The following is a 10,968-nucleotide window of genomic DNA, read 5'->3' as shown; positions in this document are numbered from 1 at the left end:
CGCCCGCCGCAAGGAGCAGCCGTGCCCCCGACCGTCCTCGCCGTGATCCCCGCCCGGGGCGGCTCCAAGGGCGTGCCCGCCAAGAACCTCGCGCCGGTCGGCGGTGTGCCGCTGGTGGCCCGCGCGGTGCGGGAGTGCCTGGCCGCCCGTCACGTGACCGCGGTGGTGGTCTCCACCGACGACGACGGCATCGCCGAGGCGGCCAGGACCGCCGGCGCCGAGGTCGTCGAACGGCCCACCGTCCTCTCCGGCGACACGGCCACCAGCGAGTCCGCCGTGCTGCACGCCATGGACGTCTACGAGGCGCGCTACGAGACCGAGGTGGACGTCGTCCTGCTCGTGCAGTGCACCAGTCCGTTCCTGACCGCCGACGAGATCGGCCGGGTGGCCGGCGCGGTCGCCGAGGACGGTGCGGACAGCGCGTTGACCGTGGCCCCCTTCCACGGCTTCCTCTGGCGCACCGGCGACGGCGGCGGCGACTTCGAGGTCAACGGGGACATCGCCGGCGGCTCCGGCGCGCACGGCGTCAACCACGACAAGGCGCACCGCCCGCGCCGCCAGGACCGCCCGCAGGACCTGCTGGAGACCGGCGCCGCCTACGCGATGGCCGCGCCCGGCTTCCGCGCCGCCGGGCACCGCTTCTTCGGCCGCACCGACCTGATCACCACCGACCCGGCCCGGGTGCTGGAGGTCGACGACCCGCATGACCTCGCCCGGGCCCGCGCGCTGGCCCCGCTGCTGGACGCCGCGCCGTCCGCCGCCCTGCCCGCCCGCGACGAGATCGAGGCCGTCGTCCTGGACTTCGACGGCACCCAGACCGACGACCGGGTGCTGATCGACTCCGACGGCCGCGAGCTGGTCGCCGTCCACCGGGGCGACGGCCTGGGCATCGCCGCGCTGCGCCGCGCCGAACTGAAGCTGCTGATCCTCTCCACCGAGGAGAACCCGGTCGTCGCCGCCCGGGCCCGCAAGCTGCGGCTGCCCGTGCTGCACGGCGTCGACCGCAAGGACCTCGCGCTCAAGCAGTGGTGCGAGGAGCAGGGCGTCTCCCCGGAACGCGTGCTGTACGTCGGCAACGACGTCAACGACCTGCCGTGCTTCGACCTGGTCGGCTGGCCGGTCGCGGTGGCCGGCGCGCACGACGTCGTACGCGCCGCCGCCCGCGCCGTCACCACCACCGAAGGCGGGTACGGCGCCATCCGGGAGATCGCCTCCTGGCTGCTCGGACCCTCCCTCGACGGCGTTCCGGCCGGCGACCGGCCCACCGGAAGCCACCCCTGACGGGCCCCACACGACCGCCGCCGCACGACCGCGGCGACGGCCACCCGTCGCAGAACCACCCACCCTCACAAGTCCCACCATCACGAAGGAACTCCTGAGATGACAGCTAACGCCGGACACCGCCTCCGCACCCTCGGCGACAAGACCGCCGGCCCGGGTCGCCCGGTCTACGTCACCGGTGAGATCGGCATCAACCACAACGGCGACCTGGAGAACGCCTTCGCCCTCATCGACGCCGCCGCCGACGCCGGCTGCGACGCGGTCAAGTTCCAGAAGCGCACCCCCGAGGTCTGCACCCCGCGCGACCAGTGGGAGATCGAGCGCGACACCCCCTGGGGCCGGATGACCTACATCGACTACCGGCACCGCGTGGAGTTCGACGAGGACGGCTACCGGGCCATCGACGAGTACTGCAGGAAGCGCGGCATCGACTGGTTCGCCTCCCCCTGGGACGTGGAGTCCGTCGCCTTCCTGGAGAAGTTCGACGTGCCCGCGCACAAGGTCGCCTCCGCCTCCCTCACCGACGACGAGCTGCTGCGCGCCCTGCGCGCCACCGGCCGCACGGTGATCCTCTCGACCGGCATGTCCACGCCGCGCCAGATCCGGCACGCCGTGGAGGTGCTCGGCAGCGACAACATCCTGCTCTGCCACGCCACCTCGACCTACCCCGCCAAGGCCGAGGAACTGAACCTCCGGATGATCCACACCCTCCAGGCCGAGTACCCGAACGTGCCGATCGGCTACTCCGGCCACGAGACCGGCCTCCAGACGACGCTGGCCGCCGTCGCTCTCGGTGCCGTCTTCGTCGAGCGCCACATCACCCTGGACCGCGCGATGTGGGGCTCCGACCAGGCCGCCTCCGTCGAGCCGGGCGGCCTGCAGCGCCTGGTGCGCGACATCCGCACCATCGAGGCATCCCTCGGTGACGGCGTGAAGAAGGTCTACGACAGCGAGCTGGCCCCGATGAAGAAGCTGCGCCGCGTCACGGGCGTCGTGGCGGAGGCCGAGGCGGCCGAGGCCGCCGGCACCGCCGAGCGCGAGCCCGCGCGGGTCTGAGGATGACCGCGGCCGCCACCCCGCCGGACGGGGACGTCCTCGCCTTCGTCGAGAGCCCGGTGCAGCTCCTCAACATGCTGGAGTGGGCGCACCGGTCCGGACACGGCGATCCCGCCGGCCCCGGCGAAGAGCGGGAGAGCGCGTCCCTGCGGCCCTCCCCGTCCGGCCTGACGGTGGTGGTGCTCGCCCCGCACGACCCCATGACGCGGGGGCAGCTGCGCCGCATGGCGCAGCTCGCCCGCGACGAGGGGCACCACGTGGAGTGGGCCCAGGCGCGCGGCGGCGCGCTGGCCCCGCTCCGCACGATCGCCGCCCTGGCCGGGCCGCTGCGCCGCGCCCGGCGCCTGGCCATAGGCGACCCCTTCTCCCGCTACGTACAGCTGCTGCTCACCCTGGCGCGGCCCACGGCGGAGCTGACCGTCGTCGACGACGGCACCGCCACGATGGAGTTCGTCGGCCAGCTCGCCCGGGGGGAACGGTTCGTCCGGTGGCACCGCAAGGGCGCCCGCGGTCCGCGCGCGCTGCTCTTCGCGCCGGTCGCCGCGATGGCCCGAAGACGGCTGCGTCCGGGGGAGGGGCGGGAGGTCGAGGTGTTCAGCGCGATGCCGGTGGAGGCTCCGGCCCGGGTGCGGACGACGGCCAACGAGTTCGCCTGGACCAGGGCCAGGTTCGGGCCGCCGAAGGTGGCCGCGGGAACCGACATGGTCGGCACGTCGCTGGTGGAGACCGGCGTCGTCGACGAGGAGCGCTACCTGGAGGCCGTACGCTCCCTCGCCCGCTCCCACGGCGCGACCCGCTACTTCGCCCACCGCCGGGAGAGCACGGCCAAACTGCACCGGGTGGCCACCGAGGCGGGTCTGGAGGTCGTCCGCCCCGACCTGCCGCTGGAACTCGTCGCGCGGCGCGGCCCGATCGGACGTACCATCCTCAGCTTCCCGTCCACCGTCGTGCACACCCTGCCGCTGGCGCTCACCGGGACCGGGGTGCGGGTGGCGGTCTGCGACGTGGACCCGGCCTGGCTCACCTCCCGGGCCTCGCCCCGGGCGAGCGGCTTCCTCGCCGCCGTCACCGGCACGGCCAGCGGCGCCCAGCGCCTCCCGCCGGGCCCGGCCGCGGCGGCCTCCTGACCCCCGCCGCCGGCTTGCGGCCCTGACCGGCCGGATCCGTCCCACGCCCGGGCTGGGGGAGCCGATGACCGACGGGCCTTGGGCGCCCGCTCGCGGCGCCCGGCCGCCCCTCGCACAGCTGCGCGAGGAGTGAGTAAACCCTTGGGCATACCCATCTGAGTATGGACGTATGCGCCAGGGGGAGGGGTGAATTTTCGCCTGTGTGGCTTAACTTTCCATGATCGCCTCCCGGGAGGCCCCCGACAGGGCATACGCTGACTTGGGTGAGCCAACTGCTGTCGCCCCAGTCCAGCACTCGGACCGCCGACGAGACGGCGCTGCCCGGCATGGTGAGTGTGCCGCTGCGCAGCGAACTCATCGCGTTCCGGCGGGACTTGCACATGCACCCCGAGCTGGGCCACCAGGAGTTCCGAACCACCGCCGCGATCAGGGCGCGCCTGGAGCGCGCCGGTCTGCGCCCCCGCGTACTCGACAGCGGGACGGGGTTGATCTGTGACGTTCATCCCACCCCCGGCGGCGGGAGCGACGGCGAGGACGTCGGCGGGCGGCCGATGCTCGCGCTGCGCGCCGACATCGACGCGCTCCCCATCCCCGACACCAAGACCGTGCCCTACCGCTCGACCGTGCCCGACCGGGCACACGCCTGCGGGCACGACGTGCACACCACCGTGGTGCTCGGCGTCGGCCTGGTGCTGGCCGACCTCGCCCGCAAGGGCCAGCTGCCGCACCCGGTGCGGCTGCTGTTCCAGCCCGCCGAGGAGGTGCTGCCCGGCGGCGCCACCGACGCCGTGGAGAGCGGCGCCCTGGAGGGCGTCGGGCGCATCCTGGCGCTGCACTGCGACCCCAAGGTGGACGCAGGCCGGATCGGTCTGCGCACCGGGCCGATCACCTCCGCCTGCGACCGCCTGGAGATCAGCCTCACCGGCGCCGGCGGCCACACCGCGCGCCCCCACCTCACCACCGACCTGGTCACCGCGGCTGCGAAGGTCGCCACCGAGGTCCCCGCGCTGCTCGCCCGCCGCGTCGACACCCGCTCCGGGCTCGCGCTGACCTGGGGGCGGATCAGCTCGGGGCACGCCTGCAACGTCATCCCGCAGCACGCCGAGCTGTCCGGCACGATCCGCTGCCTCGACCTGCCGGGCTGGCGCGCCGCGCCGGATCTGGTGCACGCCGCCGTCGACGAGATCGCCGCGCTGCACCAGGCGAAGTCGGAGATCAACTACATCCGCGGCGTCCCGCCGGTCGTCAACGAGGAGGAGAGCACGGAGCTGTTGCACGACGCGATGGCCGTGCGCTTCGGTGCCCACTCCGTCGAGTCGACCGAACAGAGCCTGGGCGGCGAGGACTTCTCCTGGTACCTGGAGCAGGTCCCGGGCGCGATGGCCCGGTTGGGTGTGCGGCGCCCCGGCGACCAGGTGCCGCGCGACATCCACCAGGGCGACTTCGACGTGGACGAGAGCGCCATCGCCGTCGGCGTCGAACTCCTCACCGCCGCCGCCCTCCTCGACGCCCGCCGCGGCTGACCGTTCCGACGTCCGCGCCGACCGCACCGCTGGTCGTTCCGACGTCCGCCCCGGCGCCGGGGCGGACGGCCGTCCGGCCTCCGGGCGGCCCGTGTCGCCACCCGTCGAAGGGGCCCTGCCGGACCCGTCCGATATCCGGCGTCACGGGCGGTGAATCCGGACCTACGGAAGGGTAAACACCGAATCGATAACGGACCCCATCCAGGGCTTTACCTGACATCTACGCGCGTTACTCTGAGCCGGAGGCCAGCGCCGGAAGAGGCGCTTCCGAGAGTCGAAGGAGACCTCCTCTTGCGTCGGGTAACCAAGCTTGCCGCCGCGGTCACCGCCACCGCGGCCCTCGCGCTCACCACCGCTGCCTGCGGTAACAGCAGCTCCACCGGTTCCGGCTCCAGCGACGACAAGGGCGCGGCCATCGCGTACGACGTCGGCGGCCGTGGCGACCAGTCCTTCAACGACGCGGCCTACACGGGTCTCGAGCGTGCCAAGAAGGAGTTCGGCTTCAAGGGCGCCGACCAGGAGCCCTCGGACGGCGAGGCGGACGCCGACAAGGTGAACCGCCTCAACGAACTGGCCCGCCAGGGCTACAACCCGGTCATCGGTGTCGGCTTCGCCTACGCGCACGCCGTGAAGGAAGCCGCGGAGCGCAACCCCAAGACGACGTTCGGTCTGGTCGACGACGCCACCGTCGAGGGCGACAACATCGTCAACATGGTCTTCAGCGAGGAGCAGGGCTCCTACCTCGCGGGCGTGGCCGCCGCCAAGGCGACCGAGTCCAAGGTCGTCGGCTTCGTCGGCGGCGTGGAGATCCCGCTGATCAAGAAGTTCGAGGCCGGCTTCGTGCAGGGCGTCCAGGACACCGACAAGTCGGTCAAGGTCCGTCGCCAGTACCTGAGCCAGCCGCCGAACTTCGACGGCTTCACCAAGCCGGACCTCGGCAAGGAGGCCGCCAACGGCCAGCTCGACGCCAACGCGGACGTGATCTACCACGCCGCCGGCCTCGCGGGCCAGGGTGTCATCGAGGCCGTCGCGGCCAAGGACAAGTGGGTCATCGGCGTCGACTCCGACCAGTACGAGCAGAAGGCGCTGGCGAAGTACAAGGACAACATCCTGACCTCGATGACCAAGGGCGTCGCCGACGCGGTGTACGACCTGATCAAGAACGTCCAGGAGGACAACGTCAAGGGCGGCGTCCTGCGCTACGACCTGGAGGGCGACGGAGTGGCGCTGGCCAACTCCAACCCGGAGTTCCAGAACATGAAGGACATCCAGGACGCGGTGAAGAAGGCCCGTGAGGGCATCATCGCCGGGGACATCAAGGTCAACACCACTCCCTGAGCCCGTCCCTGAGTGAGCCGGACTCCCGCGAGTCCAGTACGCTCCCGTGCGAGCGAGTGACAGGCCCGGCCCCGACCGGAGGAACGCTTCTCCTCCGGTCACCGGCCGGGTCTGTCCTTAAGCAAAAGCTCTACGCGCGTAGCGTCCCTCCGGGCGCGATAGCGTCGCCAACGCCCACCCCGCCAAGCCGCTCCTTCCCCGAGGAGAGTGCACCATCAACGCGTCCAGCAGCCCGCCCGCCGTAGAGCTGGCGGGCATCACCAAACGCTTCCCCGGCGTCGTCGCCAACCACGACATCCACCTGACGGTCCACAAGGGCACCGTCCACGCGATCGTCGGCGAGAACGGCGCGGGGAAGTCGACCCTGATGAAGATCCTCTACGGCATGCAGAAGCCGGACGAGGGCACGATCACCATCGACGGCGAACAGGTCAGCCTGGGCAGCCCCGGTGAGGCGATCAACCGCGGCATCGGCATGGTGCACCAGCACTTCATGCTCGCCGACAACCTCACCGTGCTGGAGAACACCGTTCTCGGCAGTGAGGGCCTGCACGGCATCGGCTCCGCCGCCCGCCGCAAGATCCAGGAGATCTCCGACAGCTACCACCTGGGCGTCCGCCCGGACGTGCTGGTGGAGGACCTGGGTGTCGCCGACCGCCAGCGCGTGGAGATCCTCAAGGTCCTCTACCGCGGCGCCCGCACCCTCATCCTCGACGAGCCGACCGCCGTGCTCGTCCCGCAGGAGGTCGACGCGCTCTTCGCGAACCTGCGCGAACTCAAGGCCGAGGGCCTGACGGTCATCTTCATCTCCCACAAGCTGGGCGAGGTGCTGAGCGTCGCCGACGACATCACCGTCATCCGGCGCGGCACCACGGTCGCCTCGGTGAAGCCGCAGGACGTCACCACCAGACAGCTCGCCGAGCTGATGGTCGGCAGCGAACTGCCCACCCCCGAGACCCGCGAGTCCACCGTCACCGACCGGCCCATGATCGAGGTCTCCGGTCTCAGCCTCTACGCCGGCGACCCCGAGCACGGCCGCCGCGCGGTGCTCGACGGCATCGACTTCACCATCCACGAGGGCGAGGTGCTCGGCCTCGCCGGCGTCGAGGGCAACGGCCAGACCGAGCTGATCGACGCGCTCATCGGCACCCGCCACGCCGACGAGGGCACCATCCGCCTCGGCGGCGAGGAGATCACCGCCTGGGCCACCCGGCGCCGACGTGAGGGCGGTGTCGGCTACATCCCCGAGGACCGGCACCGGCACGGCCTGCTGCTGGAGGCCCCGCTCTGGGAGAACCGCATCCTCGGCCACGTCACCGAGGAGCCCAACAGCAGGGGCTTCTGGCTGAACCCCAAAGCGGCCAAGCAGGACACCGAGCGCATCGTCGAGGAGTACGACGTCCGCACGCCCGGTATCGACGTCACCGCGGCCTCCCTCTCCGGCGGCAACCAGCAGAAGCTGATCGTCGGCCGCGAGATGAGCCACCACCCGCGCTTCCTGATCGCCGCGCACCCCACCCGGGGTGTGGACGTCGGCGCGCAGGCCCAGATCTGGGACCAGATCCGGGAAGCCCGCCGTGAGGGCCTGGCGGTCCTGCTGATCTCCGCCGACCTCGACGAGCTGATCGGTCTGTCCGACACACTGCGTGTCATCTACCGGGGCAGGCTCGTCGCCGACGCGGACCCCGCCACGATCACTCCCGAGGAGTTGGGCTCCGCCATGACCGGCGCCGCGTCCGGCCACCTGGAGCACGACACCGCCCCGCAGGACGACGCGACGGGGGAAGAGGACCGATGAAGAAGTTCGACAGCGAGCGGCTGACCCTGGCCGCCGCCGGCCCGGTGCTCGCGATCAGCGTCGCCGTGCTGCTCACCTCGATGGTGCTGCTGGTCACCGGCAACAACCCGGTCGAGCCGTACGTGCTCATGATCGAGTACGCCGGCAACATCGACATCCAGGTGCTGATCGTCAACCAGGCCACGACGTACTACATCGCGGCCCTCGCGGTGGCGGTCGGCTTCCGGATGAACCTGTTCAACATCGGCGTCGACGGCCAGTACCGCCTCGCCGCGATGATCGCCGCCGTCGTCGGCGCGTCGGTCACGCTGCCCTCGGTGCTGCACGTCCTGCTGATCATGGTCGTGGCCGCGCTGGTCGGTGCCTTCTGGGCCGGCATCGCGGGCATCCTGAAGACCAGCCGGGGCGTCAGCGAGGTCGTCTCGACGATCATGCTGAACGCCATCGCCACCTCGGTGATCGCCTACCTCATCCTCCCCGCGCAGCTGGGCGAGGCGGTCGGCAACAACCTCACCACCGGGCAGATCCCGGAGTCCGGCTGGTTCCCGAACTTCGAGACCGAGGGCGGGAAGATCTACGGCTTCATCGTGATCGCCGCGCTGCTCGGCATCGCCTACTGGGTCGTCCTCAACCGCACCCGCTTCGGCTTCGACCTGCGCGCCACCGGCGCCAGCCAGAGCGCCGCCGCGGCCAGCGGCGTCGACGCCAAGCGCATGGTGCTCACCAGCATGCTCATCTCCGGCGCCATCGCCGGCCTGGCCGGCATGCCGGTGCTGCTCGGCAGCTCGCACACCTACAGCCTCGACTTCCCCGCCGGCATCGGCTTCACCGGCATCACCATCGCCCTCCTGGGCCGCAACCACCCCGTCGGCATCGCGTTCGGCGCGCTCCTCATCGCCTTCCTCGACAAGGCCTCGGCAACCCTCGACTTCAACGGGTACGAGAAGGAGATCGCCACGATCATGCAGGGCCTGATCGTGATCGCCGTCGTCGTCAGCTACGAGGCCGTGCGTCGCTACGGCCTGCGCCGCCAGCAGCAGCGCGTCGGCGAGGAACTCGCCGCCGCCGCGGCCGGGAACGGCGAGAACACCAAGGAGGCCTCGGCATGAGCACCGCCCTCACCCAGGCACCCACCGCGAAGCGCAAGCCCTTCGGCAGCCGCCGGCCCACGCTCGCCGAGTGGATGCTGATCATCGCGGCCGGCCTCGCGCTGTTCTCGCTCGTCCGCATCATCACCGGCGCCAACGGCGTCACCTCCACCGGACAGGTCTCCGCCGCGCTGCGGCTGGCCGTCCCGATCGGCCTCGCCGGTCTCGGCGGCCTGTGGGCCGAACGCGCCGGCGTCATCAACATCGGCCTCGAGGGCATGATGATCCTCGGCACCTGGTTCGGTGCCTGGGCCGGTGTCCAGTGGGGCCCGTGGACCGGCGTGGTCATGGGCATCGTCGGCGGCGCCCTCGGCGGACTGCTGCACGCGATCGTCACCGTCAGCTTCGGCGTCAACCACATCGTCTCCGGTGTGGCGATCAACATCCTCGCCGTCGGCGTGACCCGCTACCTCTCCAGCTTCACCTTCGCCGACATGGAGGGCGGCACGGTCAAGCAGTCGCCCGCGATCGACCCGATCGCCACGATCACCGTGCCCTGGCTCTCCGACCAGATGCGGGAACTCAACGGCAAACACTGGTTCTTCGTCTCCGACCTCGCCGGCTTCATCGGCGGCGTGACGACCAACCTGTCGCTGCTGACGGTCGTCGCGCTCGCGCTCGTCCCGCTCACCTGGTGGGTGCTGTGGCGGACCGCCTTCGGTCTGCGGCTGCGCTCCTGCGGTGAGAACCCGACCGCCGCCGAGAGCCTCGGCGTCAACGTCTACAAGTACAAGTACATCGCGGTCATCATCTCCGGCGGCTGCGCCGGCCTCGGCGGCGTCTTCCTCGCCGAGGTCGCCTCCAGCATCTACCAGGAGGGCCAGACCGGCGGCCGCGGCTACATCGGCCTCGCCGCGATGATCTTCGGCAACTGGATGCCGGGCGGGCTCGCCCTCGGCGCCGGCCTCTTCGGCTACGCCGACAGCCTCAACCTGCGCGGCGGTGGCGAGAACGTGCACGCGCTGCTCCTGCTGCTGACCATCCTGCTCGTGCTGGCCGTCGCCTGGCAGCTGTGGCGCCGCAAGTACGTGCCGGCGGTCATCACCGCCGCGGTCGCCGCCGGGCTGTTCGTCTGGTACCTGGCCGTCGACGAGGTGCCCAGCCAGTTCGTGTCCGCCGCCCCGTACGTGGCCACGCTGCTGGTCCTGGCACTGTCGGCGCAACGCCTGCGGATGCCCAAGTCGCTCGGCCAGTCGTACCGGAAGGGCGAAGGCAAGTGACGCCCGGCCACCACCAGGCAGCGGAGGCGCCCTTCGACTGGGAGGCGCTGCGGAAGTACGCCCGGGACGCGATGTCCCGGGCGTACGCCCCGTACTCCGGCTTCCCCGTGGGCGCCGCCGCCCGCGTCGACGACGGCCGCACGGTCAGCGGCTGCAACGTCGAGAACGCCGCCTACGGCGTCGCCCTCTGCGCCGAGTGCGGACTGGTGTCCGACCTCGTCGCCGGGGGCGGCGGCCGCCTCACCCACTTCACCTGCTGCGACCGCGCCGGCAACATCCTGATGCCGTGCGGCCGCTGCCGACAGCTGCTGTGGGAGCACGGCGGACCGGCCCTCCTCGTCGACGCCACCGACGGGGTCCGCCCGCTCGCCGAACTCCTGCCCGACGCGTTCGGTCCCACCGACCTCACCGAACGCTGACCCCGGTGCCGGGCGTCCCGCCCGGCACCGAAGCGGGGCAGCCGAGCCGGAACACCGC

The 10,968-nt window shown here is 71.7% G+C and carries 9 protein-coding genes; all 9 read left to right on the top strand.

What is annotated here, in order from left to right; translation table 11 throughout:
- Nucleotides 1-21: 21 nt before the first annotated feature.
- The 9 genes from FNX44_RS04655 (at nucleotide 22) to FNX44_RS04615 (ending at nucleotide 10,910) form a co-directional block, all read left to right on the top strand.
- Complete coding sequence (locus FNX44_RS04655; protein ID WP_143646651.1) at nucleotides 22-1,281, top strand: cytidylyltransferase domain-containing protein; 1,260 nt, start codon at nucleotides 22-24, stop codon at nucleotides 1,279-1,281.
- A gap of 99 nt (nucleotides 1,282-1,380) precedes the next feature.
- A complete protein-coding gene (locus tag FNX44_RS04650; RefSeq protein WP_143646650.1) occupies nucleotides 1,381-2,337 on the top strand; it encodes an N-acetylneuraminate synthase family protein in 957 nt (318 codons plus the stop codon).
- Between the two features lie 2 nt (nucleotides 2,338-2,339).
- Nucleotides 2,340-3,464, top strand: coding sequence for a hypothetical protein (locus FNX44_RS04645; RefSeq protein ID WP_143646649.1), 1,125 nt, complete (start codon nucleotides 2,340-2,342; stop codon nucleotides 3,462-3,464).
- A 326-nt stretch (nucleotides 3,465-3,790) separates the two neighbouring features.
- The gene (locus FNX44_RS04640; RefSeq protein WP_143646654.1) at nucleotides 3,791-4,987 is read left to right on the top strand and encodes an amidohydrolase; all 1,197 of its coding nucleotides are present in this window, start codon (nucleotides 3,791-3,793) and stop codon (nucleotides 4,985-4,987) included.
- A gap of 291 nt (nucleotides 4,988-5,278) precedes the next feature.
- Entirely contained in the window at nucleotides 5,279-6,325 is a 1,047-nt protein-coding gene (locus FNX44_RS04635) for a BMP family lipoprotein (RefSeq protein ID WP_143646648.1), read from the top strand.
- A 214-nt stretch (nucleotides 6,326-6,539) separates the two neighbouring features.
- On the top strand, nucleotides 6,540-8,123 hold the full coding sequence (locus tag FNX44_RS04630; protein ID WP_143646647.1) for an ABC transporter ATP-binding protein: 1,584 nt from the start codon (nucleotides 6,540-6,542) through the stop codon (nucleotides 8,121-8,123).
- Complete coding sequence (locus tag FNX44_RS04625) at nucleotides 8,120-9,232, top strand: ABC transporter permease (RefSeq protein ID WP_143646646.1); 1,113 nt, start codon at nucleotides 8,120-8,122, stop codon at nucleotides 9,230-9,232. The genes FNX44_RS04630 and FNX44_RS04625 overlap by 4 nt, the downstream gene beginning before the upstream one ends.
- Nucleotides 9,229-10,491, top strand: a complete 1,263-nt coding sequence (locus FNX44_RS28770; RefSeq protein ID WP_143646645.1) for an ABC transporter permease — start codon at nucleotides 9,229-9,231, stop codon at nucleotides 10,489-10,491. Before FNX44_RS04625 ends, FNX44_RS28770 begins: the two co-directional genes overlap by 4 nt.
- Nucleotides 10,488-10,910 carry a cytidine deaminase gene (locus FNX44_RS04615; RefSeq protein WP_143646644.1) on the top strand — a complete coding sequence of 141 codons (423 nt, stop codon included), beginning with the start codon at nucleotides 10,488-10,490 and terminating at the stop codon, nucleotides 10,908-10,910. The genes FNX44_RS28770 and FNX44_RS04615 overlap by 4 nt, the downstream gene beginning before the upstream one ends.
- The last annotated feature ends 58 nt before the right edge of the window (nucleotides 10,911-10,968 follow it).

It is taken from the genome of Streptomyces alkaliterrae (assembly GCF_007097205.2).
Lineage (GTDB): Bacteria > Actinomycetota > Actinomycetes > Streptomycetales > Streptomycetaceae > Streptomyces > Streptomyces alkaliterrae.
This window is presented reverse-complemented; position numbering and strand designations above follow the sequence as displayed.

Bases quoted from the DNA above. Each gene is read 5' to 3' on its own strand.
- FNX44_RS04650 (WP_143646650.1), top strand. From the start codon at position 1,381: ATGACAGCTAACGCCGGACACCGCCTCCGCACCCTCGGCGACAAGACC.
- FNX44_RS04645 (WP_143646649.1), top strand. From the start codon at position 2,340: ATGACCGCGGCCGCCACCCCGCCGGACGGGGACGTCCTCGCCTTCGTC.
- FNX44_RS04625 (WP_143646646.1), top strand. From the start codon at position 8,120: ATGAAGAAGTTCGACAGCGAGCGGCTGACCCTGGCCGCCGCCGGCCCG.
- FNX44_RS04640 (WP_143646654.1), top strand. From the start codon at position 3,791: ATGGTGAGTGTGCCGCTGCGCAGCGAACTCATCGCGTTCCGGCGGGAC.
- FNX44_RS28770 (WP_143646645.1), top strand. From the start codon at position 9,229: ATGAGCACCGCCCTCACCCAGGCACCCACCGCGAAGCGCAAGCCCTTC.